This is a genomic window from Paraburkholderia sp. CNPSo 3076 (assembly GCF_026343935.1).
Lineage (GTDB): Bacteria > Pseudomonadota > Gammaproteobacteria > Burkholderiales > Burkholderiaceae > Paraburkholderia > Paraburkholderia nodosa.
In genome coordinates, this window is record NZ_JAPMAL010000047.1 from 75998 (window position 1) to 98357 (window position 22360).

Genomic DNA, 22360 nt, shown 5'->3' on the forward strand with positions numbered 1-22360 from the left:
CGGCCAGCGGTCGGCGGCCGGTGCGTGCGCCTGAGCCAGGCAGGCGGGAAGGTGGAAACTCCCATCATACGTGCTTTTGCTTTTTGCACGCAGCGCACTCGCGGCCTGCGAGGCTCAGCCGTCGTCCATTGCGTTTGCCTCGCGGGTGTCGGCCCATGCTTTTGCCGCGCGTATCGCGCGCTGCCAGCCGGCCAGGCACGTTGCCGCATCGTCGCGCGGCAACGAGGGCGTGAAGCGGCGCTCGAGGCTCCAATGCTGCTGGAGTTCGTCGATATCGCGCCAGAACCCAACCGCGAGCCCGGCCAGATATCCCGCGCCCAGCGCGGTGCTTTCGCTCGAGCGCGGCCGCAACACGTTCACGCCCAGCAGGTCGGCCTGAAACTGCATGAGCAGATCGTTCGCGCTGGCGCCGCCATCCACGCGCAGCTCGTTCACGCGCATACCGGAATCGGCCTCCATGGCGGCGAGCACGTCGAACGACTGATAGGCGATCGACTCGAGCGCCGCGCGTGCGATATGCGCCGCGGTCGTGCCGCGCGTGAGCCCGAACAGCGTGCCGCGCGCGTGCGCGTTCCAGTGCGGCGCGCCGAGGCCGGCGAACGCGGGCACGAGATACACGCCATCGCTGTGCGGCACGCTGGCCGCGAGCGGTTCGATTTCCGCTGCGCTGCGAATGATGCCGAGCCCGTCGCGCAGCCATTGCACCACCGCGCCCGCGATAAAGATGCTGCCCTCCAGCGCGTATTGCGTTTGCCCGAGCGCTTGCCACGCGATGGTCGTGACGAGGTTGTGGCTCGACTCGACAGGCTGCGCGCCGGTATTCATCACGAGAAAGCAGCCGGTGCCGTAGGTGTTCTTCACCATGCCGGGATGCATGCACATCTGCCCGAAGAGCGCCGCATGCTGGTCGCCGGCCACGCCGGCAAGCGGGATTTCGGCTGCAAAGAGCGCTGCCGCCGTGCGTGCATAGACCTCCGACGACGAACGCACCTGCGGCAGCATGCTGCGCGGAATCTCGAAGAGCGCGAGCAGGTCGTCGTCCCAGCGCAGCGTGTGGATGTCGAAGAGCATCGTGCGCGCAGCGTTCGTGATGTCGGTGGCGTGCAGCGCGCCGCGAGTGAAGTGCCACAGCAGCCAGGCGTCTACGGTGCCGAACGCGAGCCGGCCCGCGCGCGCCTTTTCGCGCGCGCCCTCGACATGATCGAGAATCCAGCGGATTTTCGTTGCCGAAAAGTACGCGTCGATCGGCAGGCCGGTTTTCGCGCGCACCATTGGCTCGAGGCCGCGCGCCTTCAGTTCGTCGCAATAGCCGGCCGTGCGGCGGTCCTGCCAGACGATGGCGTTGTACACGGGCTGACCCGTTTCACGGTCCCACACGATGGTCGTTTCGCGCTGGTTCGTGATGCCGATGCCCGCAATCGCCGCGGCCCCGACGCCCGCGCGCGTGAGCGCTTCCGCCGCGACGCCTGCCTGGCTCGACCAGATGTCGCGCGGGTCATGCTCGACCCAGCCGGGCCGCGGGTAAAGTTGCGCAAACTCCTTCTGTGCGAGCGCGACGATTGCGCCGCTGCGCTCTAGCAGCAGGGCGCGTGAACTCGTCGTGCCCTGGTCCAGCGCGAGGATGTACGACTCGGCGTGCGACTGAGGCATCGTGCAGTCTCCGTGGAGGGTGCGCGGCGGTACGCGCGTCGACCGGCCGTCGACCGGCGCGCAACGAGGCGCGTGGCATCGAATCCAGCATAGCCCGAAAGCGATTTGCGCTCGACTCGGCGCGACGGAACGGCCAGGGTGTCGCTCGCGCGGCGCGGTGCGACAATAACCGAGTCGGGATGCAGTCGTTCCAACCAGTCGAAAACGATAACGAGGCAATCATGCGTGCAATGGCAATGATCGGTGCGGCCGTGCTGCTCGCGGGGTGCGTGGGCGCGCCGCCGGGCCCGGAAGGCGGGGGGCGCGCACCGTCGCTGGCCGCGTTGCAACAGATGTGCGGCGGTCAGGCGGTCGATTTCGGTGCGTATGCGCCGGGCGTCTACGCGGCCATTTTCGATGCGTGGGTCGCCAATCGGCGCGGCAGGCTGCCCCAGGACCAGTTTTGCGGCTTCCAGGCTCAGCTCGCGCAGCAATACACCACGCTCGGCAAGAGCGGCAACGGCGAGGCGCGGGGTGAGTGGGTGAACTTCCTCAATACGCAGCGCGCCCAGGCGCTGAGCTGGCGGGCGGCGGTCGACCCCACGCTGAGAGCCGGGTAGGCGAATAGTGCCGTGGCAGGGTGCGCGCGTCCGCGCGTGCAAAGCAGCACGCGCAAAAAGATGGTCACGCGGGCATGAAGCGCGCGGGTCCGCGTGACCATGCACTGCAGGCGCGTACGTCTACTGCCGTGCGCCTGCATCGGGGACGTGCCCGACAAGCCGGGCTGGCGGACGACTCACGCGTCCGCGCAAATCGATAGAGGGCAATGGAGCCTGTGGCTACGCGGGTGCTCGGCCCGCGGGATCAGGCTACGAACACCGTTTGATGGCGCGCAACGCAGAGTCGCCGATTTCGGTTAGTCGCCATTGCTGAAGGCCGGATGCAAGGCGCTCCAGTTGGACGAGCTGTCGTTCGAGCAAGGCGTCCAGTTCTTCTCGCTCCATGTCGAGCTGGTTGGGGGCGTCCTGTACTAGCAGCAGGGTGGCGAATTCATGCGGACTCAGCATCGTTCTCTCCGTGTTGCCGCATCAGAGGTCGCCGGTTGCGGCCCGCAGGGCGGCGCAGCGACAGGAATGCGGTGGTATGAGCGAAAGCCTGCGACCGTGCAGATCGGCTGGCTGGAGGGACCGGCCGCCCGGGCCGCCTGTGCGCGGCCAAAACGGCATCCAGCCCGGGATCTACCTCGGGGAACTGGAGTGTAGTCAACGCCGCTGCGTTGTACAAACCACGCCCCGAAAATTTTCCCTTTGACATTCGAGCCCGCACGCAGCGGTAGTGCGAGCCGCCTGGATTCGCGAAATCACTTGAGGTTCGTGCCGCAGCGCGGCACGCAGCGAGCGAATCCGCTTCGATACGCTACGCATCAAACGCACGGTATGCCCGCGGGTGATGCGTTTGCGCCTCGGCCGGTGATCGTCACATGACGTAACGCGAAGAGGTCGTCAATTCGCGGAACTGCGGGAACCGGGCCCGGTCTGTGCTTTGTGACTGCAGCTACGCGAAAGTACAGCTAAGATGGAAATAGGGATGGCTTGTAACGTTCGTCGCGCGTGACTGGCGCAGTTCGCCGGGCCTCGGACTTCCGGCCGGGCGCCGCGCGTCGTGAGCGTAAAACGCCGCTTCTGGAGTAGGACACAATGCGTAACGACAATGAGCCTCGCCATGTGATGCCCTGGCGCATCGAAGACATCGATCTCACACGTATCGACCGTCAACGTGCCGCCGCCAACGAAGACCTGATGCTGCTCCTCGCCGCCTCTTCGTTCATTGAAAGCGGTTCCGACCTTTACACCAGTAACCTGAACGTATTCTTCAACGGCGACCCCGAGGTCTCAGAGTGGCTCAACCGCGAATGGGAGCCCGAGGAGCTTCAGCACGGGCGTGCGCTGAAGACGTACATCCAGTACGTGTGGCCCGAGTTCGACTGGGATGCGGCGTTTCAGACCTTCATCGAAGAGTATTCGAAGACCTGTTCATTCGAGGAGTTCGAGAAAACGCGCGCGCTCGAAATGGTTGCGCGCTGCGTGGTCGAAACCGGCACCGCCACGCTTTACCGCGCGATCGGCGAGTATTCGGATGAGCCCGTGCTCAAGGAAATCACCGACAACATTCGCAGCGACGAAGTGCGCCACTACAAGCACTTTTTCCGCTATTTCAAGAAGTACAACCAGATAGAAGGGCACGGGCGTCTCGCCGTACTCGGTGCGCTCATGCGCCGCGTGATGGAGATCAAGAACGAGGATTCCGAGATCGCGCTGCGCCATGTGTACGCGAGCCGCTACCCCGACCGCGTGCGCGACGATGCCTATAGCCGCGAGCTCACCGCGCGCGTGAACAAGCTGGTGCGCCACAATCTTTCCGCCGACATGTGCGTGAAGATGCTGCTCAAGCCGCTCAACCTGCCTGCGAAGATCCGGCCCGGCGTGCACTATCCGCTCGCGAAGATCACGCAACACGTCTTCTTCCGCTAGGACATCGGCGCGCGAAAACAAAAAGCCCGCTGCTCGAGCGGGCTTTTTCGTTCCTGGAAGCGAAGATCAGCGATCGCGCTGGCCGTTGCCGTCGCGGCGCGAATTGCCGCCTGGGCGGCCGCCGAGCAGTGCGCCCGGGTTGCCTTGCGGCTTGCGTTGTTGCGGGCGGCCCATGGCGCTCTCGTGCGAAACGCCGCGCTGGCTTTCGCGACGCGTATGCTCGCCGCGCGCGCCTTGTGCGCCGTGATTCGCGCCTTGCTGTTTCACGGGCTTGGCGGTGCGCACGCCGCCGTTCGAGGCCGGCTTGGCCGGGCGCTGGCCGCCGTTGCCGCCACCGCTGGCTGGCTGCGCGCGGTTGCTGTCGCGGCCACCTTCGCGGTTGCCTTCACGGCCACCTTCACGGCCACCTTCGCGGCCACCTTCGCGGCCACCTTCGCGATTACCGCCGCGCGACTCACGCGGTTCACGCGCCTGCGCGGGCCGTCCGCCGTTCGTGGCATTCGCGCCATTCGACGCACCGCGGCCCTGGCCCTGGCCTTGCCCCTGGCGCGGCGAGCGCCCTTGGGGCTGGCTGCGGCGCTGGATCGGCTCGGGCTTCGCGTTCGGGTCCGGCTCGAAGCCCGCAATGACCTCCTGGGGCACCGCGCGCTTGATGAGCTTCTCGATGTCCTTGAGCAGTTGATGCTCGTCCACGCACACGAGCGACACGGCTTCGCCCGTCGCGCCCGCGCGGCCGGTGCGGCCGATGCGGTGCACGTAGTCCTCGGGCACGTTGGGCAGATCGTAGTTGACGACGTGCGGAAGCTGATCGATATCGATCCCGCGCGCGGCGATGTCGGTCGCGACGAGCACCTGGAGCGTGGCGTCCTTGAACTCGCTCAAAGCGCGCGTGCGTGCCGACTGGCTCTTGTTGCCGTGAATCGCGAGCGCGCTGATGCCGTCCTTCGTGAGCTGCTCGGCGAGGCGGTTCGCGCCGTGCTTGGTGCGCGTGAACACGAGCACCTGAAACCAGTTGTGCTGGCGGATCAGGTGCGTGAGCAGGTCGCGCTTGCGGTCGCGGTCGACGGGATAGATCTTCTGCGCCACGGTTTCGGCCGTGGTGTTGCGGCGCGCGACTTCGATGAGCGCGGGCGAATCGAGCAGGCTGTCGGCGAGCGCCTTGATCTCATCGGCGAAGGTGGCCGAGAAGAGCAGGTTCTGGCGCTTGGGCGGGAGCTTCGCGAGCACGCGCTTGATGTCGTGGATGAAGCCCATGTCGAGCATGCGGTCGGCTTCGTCGAGCACGAGAATCTCGAGCTGCGAAAGATCGATCGTCTTTTGCTGCATGTGATCGAGCAGGCGACCCGGTGTCGCGACCACGATATCCACGCCGCGCCTGAGCGCGTCGATTTGCGGATTGATGCCCACGCCGCCGAACATCACCGTGGACTTGAGCTTCAGATACTTGCCGTAGGCGCGCACGCTCTCTTCGACCTGCGCGGCGAGCTCGCGCGTGGGCGTGAGGATCAGCGCGCGCACCACGCGCTTGCCGCCCGCTGCCGGCGCCATGTCCGTGAGGCGTTGCAGGATCGGCAGCGTGAAGCCGGCGGTCTTGCCGGTGCCGGTTTGCGCGCCGGCGAGCAGGTCGCCGCCGCCGAGCACGGCGGGAATCGCCTGCGCCTGGATAGGCGTGGGCGTGCTGTACCCAAGTTCGTTGACTGCGCGGACCAGCGGTTCGGACAAGCCGAGAGAATCGAAAGACATAAACACCTGTTGTATTGCAGTAGCGCGGGCGTCGCTTCGCGGCCCGAAGGCGCGCTGCGCAGCCAAAGCGGTGTTGCCGGGTTCGAATGCGCCCGGTGAAGCCGCCTTTTCGCGTTGTTCGGACGGCGCGCCAGTGCGCGCGCCGCGTTTTTTCTTCATGGAACGGACGGGTCTATCAAGACCCGTCGTCTGGCGTTAAGTTGCATCGTGCGGCCGCGGACACTGCGGCGGCCGTGCGATGTCTTCGCATTGACGCGTCACGCGACGTAGCGCGCGACGCTCACGAATTGACAGACGCTCCCGGCGAGCACGAACAGATGCCAGATTCCATGTCCGTGCCGGATGCGCTCGTCATTGATGAAAAAATAAATGCCGACGCTGTAAATGACGCCGCCGGCCAGTAGCCACGCCGCGCCCGCGGCCGGCAAGGCTTCGATGAGCGGGCGAACCGCCACCACCGCGAGCCACCCCATCACCACGTAGAGCACCATCGAAAGCACTCTCGTGCGCCGCCCGAGCGTGAGTTCCTGGACGATGCCAAGGGCCGCGAGCCCCCAGCTTACGCCGAAGAGCGACCAGCCCCAGGGTCCACGCAGCGTCACCAGCGTGAACGGAGTATAGCTTCCCGCGATGAGCAGATAGATCGCGGCATGGTCGCACTTTTGCAGCACCGCCTTCAGGCGGATGCCGCGCACGCCGTGATACAGCGTCGAGATCGTGTACAGCGCGCACAACATCGCCCCGTATACCGCAAAGCTCACGACCTTCCAGGCGTCGTGATCCAGCGCCGCGAGCGTCACGAGCGAGACGAGCCCCGCTATCGACAACATCGCGCCCACGAGGTGAGTAATGCTGTTCAGACGCTCACCGGCGTGCATGACGACCACTCCTTGTTCTTCTTGAGCGCAAGGCGCGCCGGTGGAACAGTGTTCCGCCCCGTACGGCGCCGTGCTCGAGCGCAGCGTTCAAAACCAGGCCTGACGGGCCACGGAGCCGTTTTCACCGCACGGCCCGGCGCCAAATAGCGAAGGGCGCAGCCCGCGCTTTGCGGACTGCGCCCTTATCAGGCAATCGTTACTATAGCAGTAACCACTTGCGTGGGACCGCCGTAAGGGCTGGGGCCCTAACGGCGGCGGTCGGCTTTGCATGGGACCAGAGTAAGCGCTACGGGACCGGAGCAGGCGCTAAAGCGTCAACTCCGGTCGACACGCTAACTCTGGTCGACACAGGCGTCAGTCGAGCGGAGACGAGCGCAGGTCCGAGACCTGCTGCGGGGACACCGGCGTGCCCTTGTTGCCCCAGGACATGCGGATGAACGTCACCACCGCCGCAACCTCCTGGTTCGAGAGCGCCTGCGCGAACGGCGGCATGCCGTACGGGCGCGGATTGCCCCCCGTGCTCGGCGGATAGCCGCCGTTGAGCACCATGCGGATCGGGTTCACGGCCGAATGCATCTGGATCGACTGGTTGTTCGCAAGCGGCGGGAAGTTCGGCGGCATGCCGAGACCGTTCTCCGCGTGGCACTTCGCACACTGGTCATGGTAGATCTTCTGACCTTGCTGCAAGAGTTCGCCGCCGAACGCTTCCGAAGTCTCCATCTGCATCGTTTCGGGCGCTTCCTTCTTCTGCGGGATGGTCTTCAGATACGAGGCCATCGCGTGGATGTCGTCGTCCGAGAGGTATTGCAGGCTGTTGTGGATCACGTCCGCCATCGGACCGAACACGGCGCCGCGCTGCGAAACGCCGGTCTTCAAGAGGCTTGCGATGTCCTTGATGTCCCAGTCGCCGAGGCCGCCTTCGCTGCCCGTGAGCGACGGCGCATACCAGTTCTGCAACGGGATCAGGCCGCCCGCGAAGGCCGCCGAGTTGACCGGGCCGCCCACCGCGTTGATGGACGTGTGGCACATGCCGCAATGGCCGAGGCCTTCCACGAGATACGCGCCACGGTTCCATTCGACCGACTTGGTCGGATCGGGCTTGTATTCGCCTTCGCGGAAGAACAGCGTGCGCCAGCCGATCAGCAGGTTGCGGTTGTTGAACGGGAACTTGAGTTCGTGCGGGCGGCTAGGCACGTTGACTGGCGGGACGGAGCGCAAATAGGCAAAGATCGCGTCGGCGTCGGCGCGCGTGACCTTGGTGTAGCTCGCGAACGGGAACGCCGGATAGAGCAGGCTGCCGTCCTTCGAGCGGCCCGTGTGCATGGCGCGATAGAAGTCGTCGGCGCTCCACTTGCCGATGCCGTACTGGTCGTCGGGCGTGATGTTGGGGGTGTAGAGCGTGCCGAACGGCGTGGCCATCGGCAGGCCGCCCGCGAACATCTGGCCGCCGCGCACGGTGTGGCAGGCGATACAGTCGCCGGCGCGCGCGAGATACTCGCCCTTCTTGATGAGATCGGCCTGGTCGACGGGCGTCGCGGCCTGCGCTGCGCCATTGTGCAGATAGTGGGTGCCCGACCAGAGCACCGGCACGAGGGCCGCGGCGGCGGCCACGACGACGGCGGAAAGTGCGAACAGGGACTTGCGGTTCATATTGGCTGTCTCCCCGGCGCCTTATTGCGGTTCGCTGCCGCAGGCAAGCGGCGTCTTGAGTGAGCCAGCCGGCGCCGGCACGGGGTTCTGCGGCGCGCTCTGCGTGGAGAGCCAGGCCGCGACCGCGTTCACGTCTTCGTCGGTGAGGCGCGTGGCGATCTCATGCATGCAGTCGGGCGCCTTCGCATGCCGCGAGCCCGAGCGCCAGGCGCCGATCTGCGCGCTGATGTAATCCATGTGCAGACCGACCAGACCCGGAATGGCCGGCTCCATGCCGGTGAGCTTCGCACCGTGGCAGGCCGCGCAGGCGGGCACCTGCTTGGCCGGGTCGCCGTGCAGGACGATCTGCTGACCGCGCGCGAGCGTGTCGCTGCCGACCGAAGGTTTCGCGGGCGGTGGGTAGGGCGGCCGCTGCTGTGAGAAGAACGTCGCGATCTCGTGCAGGTAGTCGTCGGAGAGATAGGTGACCAGATAATTCATCGGAGGGTACTTGCGGCGCCCCTCGCGGAAGTTCATTAGCTGGTTGAACAGGTATTCGGCCGGTTTGCCGGCGAGACGCGGGAAGTAATCGTTGTCGGTGCCCTGCCCGTGCGAGCCGTGGCACGCGGTGCAGCCCTGCACGCGTGAGGCGATCGTGTCCGGGGCGTTGGGCTGCGGCGCGGAGGCCGCCGTCTGGGCATGTGCAGCGCTGAGAACGCCGGTCGTCCCGAGCAAAAGTGCTGCTGCCAGAGGCGCGACGAGCGGAATGAGCGGCCGGAAGATACGTCTTGGGGACACGCGTAACTCCATCTTTATCGTGGACCTGACCAGGCTTCGAACGGCCCGGCTTTTAGGCTGCGCGCGATGAAAGCAGAAGACCGTGCGCGCTGCGGCGACGCAGCAGATTCTAGCATCGGGAACTCATAGTGACCATTTGCCACATGCGCCACAAGCGCCCGCCGATGCCTTCGCGGCGCCACCGCGACGCGCTTGCGGCCGATCGTCGCGGCGGTGCCGGTTATGATTCTGCACCTGTTCGCCGATCGGTGACACGGGGTTGTCCCGCACCCGCGCCACACTCGGCGAGCCGCTCGTTGCCGGGCTCATGCATGACCTGATGCCGGGCGCATGCCGCCGCTGCTTTCGGTGTCGTGCCTCGGCTCGATGCTCGCGCATGGAACGCGCGTTGAAGCCGCATCGAGCCCGCATTGAACCGAATGGCGCGCCGGCTATCGAAGCAGGCACCCTTGCGGGACACGCGATGTGATGCGTGTGCTTGCTGCTGTTGCCGTTTTCATGTTGTTTCCTTGCCACTTGTCTCGATGACTCCAATTGCACTTTCCCTATCGTTGCATCAAGCCGACCGATCCCCTTCGCGCGAAGTCCGTGCGACCCGCAACACGCGGGAGGGCGAGGTCCGATGAAAGCTGACTGGCTCTGGATCGGGCAGGTCGCAATGGCGGCCATCGTCAACATTGCCTACGCATTCGCGCTCGGCTCGGCGTTCTATGGCGCGTGGCTCGACAAGGACGGCCGCACGGCCGTCGCGCCCGCGCGCCTCGCATGGCTGCGTGCGCAACGCTCGCTGCGCGCTGCGGCATTCGTGCTCGTGGCGGCGCTCATCCTGTGGATGCTTTACGAGAGTGCGTCGGTCAGCGGCGAACCGTTGCCCAGCGCGTTCGGCGTGGTCGGCACGGTGCTCTCGCAAACGCACGTTGGCCACGCGTGGAGCGTTGCGTTCGTCGGCGCGCTCGTGCTGCTCGGCTGCGCGTTCGCGGCTTCGAGTGTGGCGCGAGACGGCGTGCTGTGGCTCGCGCTCGTCGCCATCGCCGCCGGGCGGGCGGGGCTCGGGCACGCGGCCGATGCGGGCTTCCCCTCGGCCGCGCTCGGGCTGCACACCCTCCATTTGCTCAGTGCGAGCGCGTGGAGCGGCATCGTCATGGCGGGGGGACTTGCCGTGCTGCCGGCGCTCGGCGCATCGACGGCGCGCGGCGTGCTGATCCGCACGGCGGGCCAGATTTCGAACGTGGCGTTCTTTGCGGTCGGCTTCGTGATCGCGACGGGCGTGTTCGACGCGCTGCGCGGCAGCGGCGGCTCGATCGACGCCATCGTCGGCAGCACCTGGGGCCGCGTGCTGATGCTCAAGGCCGTGCTCGTCCTGCTCGCGCTCGCGATGGGCGGCTTCAACCGGCTCGTGGCGATGCCCGAGTTGCGGCGCGCGGCGTCGACAGCGGCGGCGCGCCGTTTCGTCAACGTGATCCATCTCGAAGCGATCGTGATGATCGGCGTGCTGGTGGCCGCGGCCGCGCTCGCGCACAGCGTGCCGGCCTACGTGTTGCAGGGCTGAAACGTCGTCGCTGCAACCTATTCGTAGCCGAGCCGGTGACTGAGGATCGGTGAGAAGAAGAGGGCGAGGGCGCAGCCCGTGGCGTTGCCTTCGAGTTCCGCGAGCGCGGCCACAGACATTGGATTGGCGATCAGCGCAATCAGCTGCGGCGCGCACCACAGCGCCGCGGCGCCGATCGCGGCGTACTCGACCCAGCGAATGCGCCAGCCGCGCGTGAAGGCGATTGCGGCAGCGAACACGCGCAGGAAGCCGAAGGCGACGAGTGCGCCGACGGCGGCTTGTTCGCGGATCAGATAGTCGGGAAGCGACGCGTCCATGGAATCCTTTGCAACACCGAAGTTGGGTTGCAAAAGGAATCAGCAAGGAGCAGGCCAGTGGGTGGCGTTCTCTGGCGGAGAATGCGTTCGCTGATGGCCACGCCTTGCGCGGCGCGGCCTTCCATGAACTGGCTGTGTGCGCAAACGACATAAGCCGTTCGCGCGTGTCGCGAGCGCGCGCGCCTGAGCGCGCAAAGCCGCGCAAAACGTTACCTCGCCGAAACGCGCGACGCCCGGCGTGTCACGTTACGCTGTGCGCCGCGCGTTTCTGCGTTCATTTGTGCATCACCATTCGGCGACGCTGCCATCCTCGTGACGCCACACCGGATTGCGCCAGCGGTGACCGGTCTTCGCCATTTCGCGCACCTTCTCCTCGTTCACGTCGATGCCGAGACCCGGGCCCTGCGGAATCGAGACGAAGCCGTCTTCGTACTTGAAGACTTCGGGATTCCTGATGTAGTCGAGCAGGTCGTTGCCCTTGTTGTAGTGGATGCCGAGGCTCTGCTCCTGGATGAACGCGTTGTAGCTCACCGCGTCGATTTGCAGGCAGGTGGCGAGTGCGATCGGCCCGAGCGGGCAGTGCAGCGCGAGCGCGACGTCATAGGCTTCGGCCATCGCGGCGATCTTGCGGCACTCGGTGATGCCGCCCGCGTGCGAGGCGTCGGGCTGGATGATGTCCACGTAGCCGCCTGCGAGAATGTGCTTGAAATCCCAGCGCGAATACAGACGCTCGCCCAGCGCGATCGGCGTGCTGGTCTGGTTGACGATGTCGCGCAGCGCCTCGACGTTCTCCGAGAGCACGGGCTCCTCGATGAACATCAGCTTGAACGGATCGAGTTCCTTCGCGAGCACTTTGGCCATCGGCTTGTGCACGCGGCCATGGAAGTCCACGCCGATGCCGACGTTCGGGCCCACGGCCTCGCGCACGGCCGCGACGTTGTTGATGACGCCCTGCACCTTGTCGAAGGTGTCGATGATCTGCAGCTCTTCCGAGCCGTTCATCTTCACGGCCTTGAAGCCGCGCTCGACCACGGCGCGCGCGTTGTTGGCGACGTCGCTCGGACGGTCGCCGCCGATCCACGAATACACCTTGATCTTGTCGCGCACCTGGCCGCCGAGCAGCGCGTGAACCGGCACGCCATGGTGCTTGCCCTTGATGTCCCAGAGCGCCTGATCGACACCGGCAATGGCGCTCATCGAGATCGGGCCGCCGCGGTAGAAGCCCGCGCGATACATCACCTGCCAGTGGTCTTCGATGAGGAGCGGATCCCGGCCGATCAGATAGTCGGCGAGTTCATCGACGGCGGCGGCTACCGTATGCGCGCGGCCTTCGACGATCGGCTCGCCCCAGCCGACGATCCCTTCGTCCGTTTCGATCTTCAGAAAGAGCCAGCGCGGCGGGACGACGAAGGTTTCGAGCCTGGTGATTTTCATGCGGTGTCTCCATGACCTTAAGCGGTAGGGCGGCGCTCGCGCTACGCGCGAGCGGCAACGTCTTCAAGCGCACATGCTACTGCAAAATTCGCCTTTAAGTGCTATTAATAGTATTATTTAGCAACGCTTCCCAATATCCAGGAGAACGGCGATTCAACGCGATCTGCACGGCACGGTGGCCTACGAACTCGGCAGCGCGATCCTGCGCGGCGACTACCCTCCCGCGACGGTCCTGCCGCGCGAGGCCGAACTCATGGCAACGTTCGACGTGAGCCGCACGGTGCTGCGCGAGGCGCTGCGCACGCTCACCTCGAAAGGGCTCGTGGAGTCGCGCCCGCGCGTGGGCACGCGGGTGCGGGCGCGCGAAGCGTGGAACCTGCTCGATGCCGACGTGCTCGACTGGTACGCGCGCGTGGCGCCGCCGCTCGCTTTCGCGCTCAAGCTCCAGGAAATGCGCGAGATGATCGAGCCGTTTGCGGCAGGACTGGCCGCGAACGCGCACGACGCCGATGCGCTTGCCTCGATCGCCGCCGCGCACGCGGCCATGGCTGGGGCGCGCAATGTAGACGAGTGGGTGCGCGCGGACCTGCGCTTCCATCTCGCGGTGCTGGGCGCCTGCCGCAACGAATTGCTGGTGCCGCTCGGCACGCTGATCGAGCGCACGCTCGAAGGCCAGTTGCGCGTGAATGCGAAGCGCGCCGACGTGTTCAACGCTGCGCTGCCCGATCACACCCTCGTGTACGACGCGATCGCGCAACGCGACGCCCATGCGGCGAGCCGCGCGATGGCGGCGCTGCTGCGCGTGACGCGCGAGCGCATCGAGCGCTGAACGCGTATGCCTAATGGGTGTCTTCGCAACGAATCGCATAAAGCGCAGCGAATTGCAGATGTAAAACGTTTGCGCTGGCACAATCAATAGCGTTTGCTATGCTTTAGCCCGATCGCACGGCGCTTTGGCTTTCAGTGCCGTCAACAAGTCAAAGGCAAGGCTAACGGTTAAGCGATGAAGAAGAGCGAAGCGAAAGACACGCAACTGGACAACGCAACCCTGCTGGAAATCATCAAGGCGCAGTCGGACATCGCGAAGCTCGGGCTCGATCTCGGCGGCGTGATGGCCTACGTGGCCGAGCGCACCGAGCAGCTCACGCGAGCGCAAGGCGCGGTCGTCGAGCTAGCCGAAGGCGAGGACATGGTGTACCGCGCGGCCTCGGGCAACGTCGCGGACCTCCTTGGATTGCGCCTCGCGCGCGAAACGAGCCTGTCGGGCATGTGCGTGCGCGAGGGCGAGATCCTGCGCTGCGACGACTCCGAAAGCGACCCGCGCGTGGACCGCGAAGCTTGCCGGCGCGCCGGCCTGCGTTCGATGATCGTCACGCCGCTCAAGCATCTCGAGACGATCGTCGGCGTTCTGAAAGTCACGAATTCGGAAGTCGACGCCTTCAAGGACGAGGACATCCGCACGCTCTCGCTGATGTCCGAGCTCATCGCCGCGGCGATGTTCCATGCCGCGCGACACGAGACGAGCGAACTCTATCTGCGCGCGACGCATGACGCGCTCACGGGTCTGCCCAATCGTGCGCTCTTTTACGATCGCCTGCGCCAGTCGGTGGATCTCGCGGTGCGCTCGTCGGGCGGACTCGGCGTGCTCAATCTCGACATGGATGGCCTCAAGCCGATCAACGACCGCTACGGCCATCGCGCCGGCGACGCGGCGATCCGCGAGACTGCGGCGCGCATTGCACGTCACAGCCGCCGCGTGGACACGGCCGCGCGCGTCGGCGGCGACGAGTTCGCCGTGATCCTGCCGGGCATCGCGGGGCGCGGGGACGCCGAGGCCTACAGCCGCCGGCTCGTGGACACCGTGGGCGAGCCGTTCGAGTTCGAAGGACATCGCATCGATCTCGGCGTGAGCGTGGGCGTTGCGATCCTGCCCGAAGACGGCACCGAGATGACGGCGCTGATCGAATACGCGGATCGTTCGATGTACGAAACGAAGCGGGAGCGCAAGCAGGTTAGGTGAACGGTGCCGCTGTCTGGCGGACTGCGGTTAATCGGTTCGCCAGGCGCGAGCACGGAATCCGGAAATGAAAAAAGCCGCTGTCCTTGTGGGACAGCGGCTTTCTTTTGCAACTGGTGGCGAATCAGGGATTCGAACCCCGGACCTGCGGATTATGATTCCGTCGCTCTAACCGGCTGAGCTAATTCGCCGAAGAAAAGAATTATCGCGGTACCGCCGGAAGTTGTCAACCCCCTCGTCATCTTTTCTGCAGGGAAGGCGCTCGCCGGGCGAGAAGCCCCTCCCCGCGGCGCTCACAGCCTCAATCCTGCGCGTAAATATCCGAGTCCTTGGTTTCCTTCACGAACAGCATGCCGATCACGAACGTACCCAGCGCGATGATGATCGGGTACCAGAGGCCCGAGTAGATATCGCCGCGCGCCGCCACGATCGCGAAGGCCGTCGCCGGCAGGAAGCCGCCGAACCAGCCGTTGCCGATGTGATAGGGCAGCGACATCGAGGTGTAGCGGATGCGGGTCGGGAACATCTCCACCAGCATCGCCGCGATCGGCCCGTACACCATGGTCACGAAGATCACGAGGATCGTCAGCATCACCACCGTCATCGGCCAGTTCAGCTGCGCGGGATCGGCCTTCAGCGGATAGCCTGCCGCTTTCAGCGTGGCCGCGAGCGTCTTCTCGAACAGCGAGCCGGCTTCCTTCGCACCGGGCGCCCTGCCGTCAAATGTGTCGATGGTCGCGTCGCCCACCTTGATCTGCGCGAGCGTGCCCGCCGGGGCGGCGACGTTCTCGTAGTTCAGGCCGGCCTTCGAAAGCGCGCTCTTGGCGATGTCACACGAGCTCGTGAACTTCGAGGTGCCGACCGGGTTGAACTGGAACGAGCATTCGGCCGGATCCGCGATCACGACGATCGGCGCGCGCTGCGTAGCGGCTTCGAGCGCCGGGTTCGCGTAGTGCGTGATCGCCTTGAAGATCGGGAAGTAGGTGAGCGCCGCGATCAGGCAGCCAGCCATGATGATGGGCTTGCGGCCGATCTTGTCCGAAAGCGCGCCGAAGAACAGGAAGAACGGCGTGCCGATCAACAGCGCCAGCGCGATCAGGATGTTGGCGCTCGAGCCGTCCACCTTGAGCGTTTGCGTGAGGAAGAAGAGCGCATAGAACTGGCCCGTGTACCAGACCACGGCCTGGCCGGCCGTGAGGCCGAAGAGCGCGAGCAGCACGACCTTGAGGTTCTTCCACTGGCCGAACGCTTCCTTGATCGGCGCCTTCGAGATCTTGCCTTCCGCCTTGATGCGCTTGAACGCCGGCGATTCGTCGAGCTGCAGACGGATCCACACCGAAACCGCGAGCAGCAGGATCGAGGCGATGAACGGAATGCGCCAGGCCCATGCGGCGAACTGTTCTTCGCCAACAAACGTGCGCACGCCGAGGATCACGAGCAGCGAGAGGAACAGGCCGAGCGTGGCGGTCGTCTGGATCCACGAGGTGTAGAAGCCGCGGCGTCCGGGCGGAGCGTGTTCCGCGACGTAGGTCGCAGCGCCGCCGTACTCGCCGCCGAGCGCGAGACCCTGCAGCAGACGCATGCCGATGAAGATCACCGGTGACGCAATGCCGATCGCCGCGTAGCCGGGCAGGAAACCGACCACGAAGGTCGAGATACCCATGATGACGATCGTGACGAGGAACGTGTGCTTGCGGCCCACGAGGTCGCCGAGGCGCCCGAACACGATCGCGCCGAACGGACGCACGGCAAAGCCGGCGGCGAAGCCGAGCAGCGTGAAGATGAAGCCGGCCGTGGGATTGACGCCGGAAAAGAAGCTCTTGCTGATGAAGGCCGCAAGCGATCCGGCCAGGTAGAAGTCGTACCACTCGAACACGGTGCCGAGCGACGACGCGAAAATCACGCGTTTTTCGTCGCTGGTCATCGGCGCGTGCGAGGCGTGTCCGCCAACGGTTGCCATAGATGTCTCCAGTATTGATATGCGTGTGGTCCGTCGGGCAGGCGACTCTTAGACCCGCGGTCCTGCGGAGCATTATTGGAATGGAAACTTACGGGCTTCTGACGCGCGTGTGGGTTTCTGAATGTGGTATAGGAATGGGGTCTGATCTGCTATATTCGCCGAATGCGCGAGTAAAATCACGCATTCCGATTGGAACGTCTTATAAAGTTTGATCTTTGAGCCATGCGCCGCGGATCGGGTAAGGGTAAGTCCCATCCCGGTTTTCTGACGCGATCAGTTGGTTTCGCAGTGGTTTCGCCGCCAAAGCGCCGGCGCGGCCGCTCAAGCGAGCGCGCGCAGCCGCAGCGTCACGCGCACGAGCGTGCCGGCGAGGCGCGGCGTATCCTGATAGACGTGGTCGTCGATGGCGAGTGTCCCGCCGTGCATCGTGACGATCTCGCGCACGATCGCGAGCCCGAGCCCGCTGCCTTCACCGTCGCGCCCGAGAATGCGGTAGAAGCGCTCGAGCACGCGCTCGCGCTCGGCGCTCGGAATGCCCATGCCCGTGTCTTCCACCTCGAGATGGACCACGCCCGCCGCGGGCTCGGGCCGCACGCGCACGGTGATGCGCCCGCCCGCGGGCGTATAGCGGATCGCGTTGTCGATGAGGTTCGAGAGCATCTCGCGCAGCATCACCGGGTTGCCGTCCACTTCGACGCGCGCCGCCGCTTCGCCATCGACTTCCTCGCTGCCGTAGGCCGTTTCGGGGCCTTCGTAGCCGAGGTCCATCTGCTTGGCGAGCGCCGGCTGCACCCAGTCGCGCACGGCGTGGCGCGCCACGTCGGCTACGTCCACCGGCGTGAAGACCTGCCCCGACATGCGGTTTTCCGCGCGCGCGAGCGCGAGCAGCTGCGTGACGAGCCGCGCGGCGTGCGCGGAGCTCGTCGCGATCTGCTCGAGCGAGCGGTGCACTTCGGCGGGCGCGTTCTGGCGCAGCGCGAGTTCGGCCTGGGTGCGCAGGCCCGCGAGCGGCGTTTTCATCTGATGCGCGGCGTCGGCTATGAAGCGCTTTTGCAGTTCCATGTTCTGTTCGAGCCGCGTGAGCAGGTCGTTGAACGAGGTGACGAGCGGCTCGATTTCGGGCGGCGCGCGGCGCGCTTCGAGCGGCGAAAGATCGTCGGGGCGACGCATGCGGATGTTCGACTGCAGCGCGTGCAGGGGAGCGAGGCCCCGCGAGAGGCCGAACCACACGAGCAGGATCGCGAGCGGCAAGATCACGAACTGCGGCAGGATCACGCCCTTGATGATGTCGTTGGCGAGCTGGCGGCGCTTGTCGAGCGTTTCCGCGACCTGCACGAGCACGGGTTGGCCTTGCCGATCGGCGGCGCTGGGATGCGTCGGCTCCACCGTTGTATAGGCGACGCGGATGTCGATGCCACGCAGCGTGTCGTCGCGGAATTCGACGAGACCCGGCGGCGGTCGGTCGTCGTCGTGCGGCAGCGGCATGTCGCGATCGCCGCCGATCAGTTCGCCGCGGCTGCCGAGCACCTGATAGAACACGCTGTCGACGTTATCGGCGCGCAGGAAGTCGCGCGTGGAGGCGGGCAATGTCAGCTCGGCCACGCCGTTGACGGGCTGGATCTGGCGCGCGAGCACGTAGGCATCGGTCTCGAGCGCGCGATCGAAGGGGCCGTTGGCGATCGACTTCGCTACCAGATACGTGACCGCGATGCTCATCGGCCAGAGCAGCAGCAACGGCGCGAGCATCCAGTCGAGAATCTCGCCGAAGAGCGAGCGCGGGCGCGCCTCGGCGACGGCTTCGGCTTCGTCGGGCGGGGCGAACGGATTGGCGTAGCGGGCGTCGCGCGCGTCGTCGTCGAGGGCGTCGGCCGCGAATGCGCTCGCGCCCGGGGCGCTGTCGCCGGCCGAACCGGCCACGCCTGCGGCGCCCTTGGGCGGCACGGCGCGCGCGATGGGAGGACGCCCGGCCATCGTCGATCCTGCCTACTTGAAGTAGTGGCTGGGGGGCATCGCCGGCGCGGCGTCGGGCGCGCCGGCCTCGGTCCGGGCGGGCGTCTGGCCTGCGCCGGCCTGCGCTTCCTTTGCCTCCTTTTCGAGGCAGTAGCCGAGCCCACGCACGGTCACGATGCGCACACCGCCCGCTTCGATTTTCTTGCGCAGCCGGTGCACGTAGACTTCGATGGCGTTATTGCTGACTTCCTCGCCCCATTCGCACAGGTGGTCGACGAGCTGCTCCTTCGAGACGAGCCGCCCGAGCCGCTGCAGCAGCACTTCGAGCACGCCCAGTTCGCGCGCGGAAAGATCGAGCACCTGGTCGTTGATGCGCGCAATGCGCCCCACCTGGTCGAACGCCAGCGCGCCATGCCGCACGACGGTCGGGCCGCCGCCCGCGCCGCGCCGCGTGAGCGCACGCACGCGCGCTTCGAGCTCGTTGAGCGCGAAGGGCTTGGCCATGTAGTCGTCGGCGCCGAGGTCGAGGCCTTTGACGCGCTCGTCCACGCTGTCGGCGGCGGTGAGGATCAGCACGGGCAGGTTGGAATTGCGCGCGCGCAAACGGCGCAGCACTTCGAGGCCCGGCATTTTCGGCAGGCCCAGATCGAGAATCAAGAGGTCGAACGACTGCATCGACAAGGCAGTATCGGCATCCACGCCGCTACGCACGTGATCGACGGCATAGCCCGATTGGCGGAGTGATCTCACGAGCCCGTCCGCGAGTATGCTGTCGTCTTCGGCAATGAGGATTCGCATGTTGCGCCAGCGTCGCCTTCGAGGCTTTTTGACCTCGTAGTTAGGCTCGTAACACCCGCGCCGCGCCGCGTCCTTGAAGGCGCGGTCAGGCGACGCGCGGCGGTCTCCCGAAATTTGCGGTTCTGGATAGCCAGAAAGGCTTGCCAAAACCACTGTTTTTTTATACAGTGTCTGCGTTCGTGTGCATTAGCCCGAATGAGGCGTGCGCATGGTCACGAGACGCCGTTCATCATAGCAAAGGACGATTCATGGAAGATAGCAAGAAAGGCTCGGCTGGGCTGACTGCTGAAAAGAGCAAGGCGCTGGCCGCCGCGCTCGCGCAGATCGAAAAGCAGTTCGGCAAGGGGTCGATCATGCGACTCGGCGACGGCGATGCGGTCGAGGACATCCAGGTAGTCTCCACCGGTTCGCTCGGCCTCGACATCGCACTCGGCGTAGGCGGTCTGCCGCGCGGCCGGGTGGTCGAGATCTACGGTCCGGAATCGTCGGGCAAGACCACGCTCACGCTGCAGGTGATCGCCGAAATGCAAAAGCTCGGCGGCACGGCGGCGTTCATCGACGCGGAACACGCGCTCGACGTGCAATACGCCGCCAAGCTCGGCGTGAACGTGCCCGAACTGCTCATCTCGCAGCCGGACACGGGCGAGCAGGCGCTCGAAATCACCGACGCGCTGGTGCGCTCGGGCTCGATCGACATGATCGTGATCGACTCGGTCGCGGCGCTCGTGCCGAAGGCCGAAATCGAAGGCGAAATGGGCGACTCGCTGCCGGGTCTGCAGGCGCGTCTGATGTCGCAGGCGCTGCGCAAGCTCACCGGCACGATCAAGAAGACGAACTGCATGGTGATCTTCATCAACCAGATCCGCATGAAGATCGGCGTGATGTTCGGCAACCCGGAAACCACCACGGGCGGCAACGCGCTCAAGTTCTATTCGTCGGTGCGTCTGGACATTCGCCGCATCGGTTCGATCAAGAAGAACGACGAAGTGATCGGCAGCGAAACGCGTGTGAAGGTCGTGAAGAACAAGGTCGCGCCGCCGTTTCGCGAAGCCGTGTTCGACATTCTCTACGGCGAGGGCATCTCGCGTCAGGGCGAAATCGTCGACCTCGGCGTGCAGGCCAAGATCGTCGACAAGGCGGGTGCGTGGTACAGCTATAACGGCGAGCGCATTGGCCAGGGCAAGGACAACGCACGCGAATTCCTGCGCGAGAACGCGGACATTGCTCGCGAGATCGAAAACCGCATCCGCGAATCGCTTGGCGTGAGCACGATGCCGGACGGCGTCAAGGATTCCGGCGAAGTCGAAGTCGCTGGCGAAGAGTAAGTCCACGAGGCTCTCGTAGATAAGGCAAGCTGATGCGCAAGGGCGGGTCACACATGTCCTCGCCTTCCGGCGAGCAGGCTAACCCGCGTGCGGGTTCGTCTGTGGACAGGGGCGCCGAGCGGCGCTCCGCCGTCAAGCCTGCCGAGTCGCGCACGAGCCGCTCAAGCCATTTAAGCCGCGACGCCCAGGCGGGCGATCGCGGCTTCGCGCATTCTGGTGCGGCGTATTCCCCGCCCGCCGATCTCAGCGACGATGGCGGCGCGGTCTTCGAAGTCCCGTTCGAGGCTTTCTTCAGCGGGGCCGATGAAGCCGCGGCAAACATGCCACCAGAGCCGCCGCTGTCCGAACCAACATTCAAGCGATCGCGTCGCGCGCCTCTCGAAACGGCGCGCGAATCCAGTGCGCCGCAAGCCGACCAATACGAGCGTAGCTCGGCCAGCCGCGCCGCACGCGCTAGCGAGCGCGAACAATCGTCCACGGCGAAGCAGCGCCCCGAGCGCTCCCTCAAGGGCCGCGCGCTCGGCTATCTTTCGCGCCGCGAATACAGCCGCGCCGAACTCTCGCGCAAGCTCATGCCGTACACGGAGGACGCCGACGCACTCGAAGTCCTGCTCGATTCGCTCGAACGCGAAGGCTGGCTCTCCGACGCGCGCTTTGCCGAAAGCGTCGTGCACCGGCGCGCGTCGCGCGTGGGGGCGGGGCGTATCGTCAGCGAACTCAAGCGTCACGCGGTGGGCGAAGCGCTCATCGAAGAGGTGAGCTCGCAACTGCGCGAGACCGAGCTCGTGCGTGCCCGCACGGTCTGGCAAAAGAAGTACGGCCAGTTGCCCGAGACGCCTGCCGAACGCGCGCGCCAGGCGCGCTTTCTCGCGGCGCGCGGCTTCTCGATGTCGATCATCGGCAAGATCCTCAAGGGAATCGAGGAAGACTGGTCCGACAACTGAGCCGGCCGTCTCGAAAATCCGCGCAGGCAAGTCCCCGCCCGGCCTGTGTGTTCGCGGCTGTCTCAAATACCCGGTATGTTAAAATCGCGAGGTTTTCCCATCCGGTCTTACCTTTAGCATGCCGCTTTCTCCGCCCGTGCCCCGCCAGTTGCGCCATCAGCGCGCCATCCGGGCGGTTGCCTATGAGCGCGAAGACGGCCTGTGGGACATCGACGCGTGCCTGACCGACCACAAGCCACGCGACGTGCCGCTCGCCGCCGGTGTCCGGCCCAATGGTCTGCCGATCCATGAACTCTGGCTGCGCATTACGATCGATCGCAAGCTCAACGTCGTCGACGCCGAAGCGTCGTCCGACTGGGTGCCTTACGACGGTCAGTGCCAGAACGCTAATCCCGCCTATCGGGCCCTTATCGGGCTCAATCTCCTCGACAACTTCCGCCGCGAAGCGGGCCGGCTCCTCGCCGGCACGCTCGGCTGCACACACCTCACAGAAATGTTGGGCGTTTTGCCAACGGCTGCGGTCCAGGCGTTCGTCGGGGCAGTGTGGGACACATCGAATGGCTCGCCGGGTGAAGCGCCCGGACCGGAACTCGGCAAGACCGCCGGAGGCAATGAGGCCGCCGGTGAAAAGCCGCCCTTCCAGCTTGGCCGCTGCCATGCGCTGCGGTTCGACGGGGAGGCGGTGAAGCAGTTTTATCCGCGCTGGTATGGCCATGTGCCGCGTTCGATAGCACGCGGCGCGGAAATCCCCAGCGTGCGCGACAGCCGGAGCCCGGGCCAAGAGGGCAGGGCCGACGCCGTCTCGCATGAATAACAACAGCGGAATCGAAGTTCACTCCAACTCTCAGACTGAAGGAA

At 65.7% G+C, this 22360-nt stretch carries 19 protein-coding genes and 1 tRNA gene; 8 read left to right on the plus strand and 12 right to left on the minus strand.

Annotated elements, in window-relative coordinates:
• Positions 1-114: 114 nt before the first annotated feature.
• The gene (gene glpK / locus M3A49_RS37175; protein ID WP_266233295.1) at positions 115-1650 is read right to left on the minus strand and encodes a glycerol kinase GlpK; all 1536 of its coding nucleotides are present in this window, start codon (positions 1648-1650) and stop codon (positions 115-117) included.
• 221 nt (positions 1651-1871) lie between these two features.
• Between glpK and M3A49_RS37180 the strand changes: the two genes are divergently transcribed.
• Positions 1872-2249: a hypothetical protein gene (locus tag M3A49_RS37180; RefSeq protein WP_266233296.1), complete on the plus strand. Its 378-nt coding sequence runs from the start codon at positions 1872-1874 to the stop codon at positions 2247-2249.
• A gap of 249 nt (positions 2250-2498) precedes the next feature.
• Here the strand turns inward: M3A49_RS37180 and M3A49_RS37185 are convergent, their stop codons facing one another.
• Positions 2499-2696, minus strand: coding sequence for a hypothetical protein (locus M3A49_RS37185; protein ID WP_028205977.1), 198 nt, complete (start codon positions 2694-2696; stop codon positions 2499-2501).
• Positions 2697-3326: 630 nt separating this feature from the next.
• Here M3A49_RS37185 and M3A49_RS37190 point away from each other — a divergent pair.
• On the plus strand, positions 3327-4160 hold the full coding sequence (locus tag M3A49_RS37190) for a ferritin-like domain-containing protein (protein ID WP_028205976.1): 834 nt from the start codon (positions 3327-3329) through the stop codon (positions 4158-4160).
• A 66-nt stretch (positions 4161-4226) separates the two neighbouring features.
• Here M3A49_RS37190 and M3A49_RS37195 read toward each other — a convergent pair whose 3' ends face one another.
• From M3A49_RS37195 to M3A49_RS37210, 4 genes are all read right to left on the minus strand, one after another.
• A complete protein-coding gene (locus tag M3A49_RS37195; protein WP_266233297.1) occupies positions 4227-5903 on the minus strand; it encodes a DEAD/DEAH box helicase in 1677 nt (558 codons plus the stop codon).
• 257 nt (positions 5904-6160) lie between these two features.
• Entirely contained in the window at positions 6161-6781 is a 621-nt protein-coding gene (gene trhA / locus M3A49_RS37200) for a PAQR family membrane homeostasis protein TrhA (RefSeq protein ID WP_266233298.1), read from the minus strand.
• Positions 6782-7135: 354 nt separating this feature from the next.
• The gene (locus tag M3A49_RS37205; protein ID WP_266233299.1) at positions 7136-8431 is read right to left on the minus strand and encodes a c-type cytochrome; all 1296 of its coding nucleotides are present in this window, start codon (positions 8429-8431) and stop codon (positions 7136-7138) included.
• A 21-nt stretch (positions 8432-8452) separates the two neighbouring features.
• Positions 8453-9220 carry a c-type cytochrome gene (locus M3A49_RS37210; protein ID WP_254352246.1) on the minus strand — a complete coding sequence of 256 codons (768 nt, stop codon included), beginning with the start codon at positions 9218-9220 and terminating at the stop codon, positions 8453-8455.
• Positions 9221-9830: 610 nt separating this feature from the next.
• Here M3A49_RS37210 and M3A49_RS37215 point away from each other — a divergent pair.
• A complete protein-coding gene (locus tag M3A49_RS37215) occupies positions 9831-10757 on the plus strand; it encodes a CopD family protein (RefSeq protein ID WP_266233300.1) in 927 nt (308 codons plus the stop codon).
• 17 nt (positions 10758-10774) lie between these two features.
• Here the strand turns inward: M3A49_RS37215 and M3A49_RS37220 are convergent, their stop codons facing one another.
• Together M3A49_RS37220 and dgoD are read right to left on the minus strand one after the other, a co-directional pair.
• Positions 10775-11074 carry a hypothetical protein gene (locus M3A49_RS37220; RefSeq protein ID WP_266233301.1) on the minus strand — a complete coding sequence of 100 codons (300 nt, stop codon included), beginning with the start codon at positions 11072-11074 and terminating at the stop codon, positions 10775-10777.
• A gap of 285 nt (positions 11075-11359) precedes the next feature.
• A complete protein-coding gene (gene dgoD / locus M3A49_RS37225; RefSeq protein WP_028205969.1) occupies positions 11360-12508 on the minus strand; it encodes a galactonate dehydratase in 1149 nt (382 codons plus the stop codon).
• A 133-nt stretch (positions 12509-12641) separates the two neighbouring features.
• On the opposite strand from dgoD, the gene M3A49_RS37230 reads away from it, so the two are divergent.
• Both M3A49_RS37230 and M3A49_RS37235 read left to right on the plus strand, forming a co-directional pair.
• Positions 12642-13337 carry a FadR/GntR family transcriptional regulator gene (locus M3A49_RS37230; protein WP_266233350.1) on the plus strand — a complete coding sequence of 232 codons (696 nt, stop codon included), beginning with the start codon at positions 12642-12644 and terminating at the stop codon, positions 13335-13337.
• 174 nt (positions 13338-13511) lie between these two features.
• On the plus strand, positions 13512-14528 hold the full coding sequence (locus M3A49_RS37235) for a sensor domain-containing diguanylate cyclase (RefSeq protein WP_254352240.1): 1017 nt from the start codon (positions 13512-13514) through the stop codon (positions 14526-14528).
• A gap of 111 nt (positions 14529-14639) precedes the next feature.
• Here the strand turns inward: M3A49_RS37235 and M3A49_RS37240 are convergent.
• The 4 genes from M3A49_RS37240 to M3A49_RS37255 all read right to left on the minus strand — a co-directional run bounded on the left by M3A49_RS37240 (position 14640) and on the right by M3A49_RS37255 (position 19233).
• A tRNA-Met gene (locus M3A49_RS37240) sits at positions 14640-14716 on the minus strand.
• 110 nt (positions 14717-14826) lie between these two features.
• A complete protein-coding gene (locus M3A49_RS37245) occupies positions 14827-16485 on the minus strand; it encodes an MFS transporter (protein WP_266233304.1) in 1659 nt (552 codons plus the stop codon).
• 321 nt (positions 16486-16806) lie between these two features.
• Complete coding sequence (locus tag M3A49_RS37250; RefSeq protein WP_266233305.1) at positions 16807-18456, minus strand: sensor histidine kinase; 1650 nt, start codon at positions 18454-18456, stop codon at positions 16807-16809.
• Positions 18457-18468: 12 nt separating this feature from the next.
• A complete protein-coding gene (locus tag M3A49_RS37255; protein ID WP_266233306.1) occupies positions 18469-19233 on the minus strand; it encodes a response regulator transcription factor in 765 nt (254 codons plus the stop codon).
• A 248-nt stretch (positions 19234-19481) separates the two neighbouring features.
• On the opposite strand from M3A49_RS37255, the gene recA reads away from it, so the two are divergent.
• The 3 genes from recA to M3A49_RS37270 all read left to right on the plus strand — a co-directional run bounded on the left by recA (position 19482) and on the right by M3A49_RS37270 (position 22316).
• Positions 19482-20558: a recombinase RecA gene (recA, locus tag M3A49_RS37260; protein ID WP_254352235.1), complete on the plus strand. Its 1077-nt coding sequence runs from the start codon at positions 19482-19484 to the stop codon at positions 20556-20558.
• A gap of 53 nt (positions 20559-20611) precedes the next feature.
• Positions 20612-21502, plus strand: coding sequence for a recombination regulator RecX (recX, locus tag M3A49_RS37265; protein ID WP_266233308.1), 891 nt, complete (start codon positions 20612-20614; stop codon positions 21500-21502).
• 118 nt (positions 21503-21620) lie between these two features.
• The gene (locus M3A49_RS37270; protein ID WP_266233310.1) at positions 21621-22316 is read left to right on the plus strand and encodes a DUF2889 domain-containing protein; all 696 of its coding nucleotides are present in this window, start codon (positions 21621-21623) and stop codon (positions 22314-22316) included.
• Positions 22317-22360: the final 44 nt, after the last annotated feature.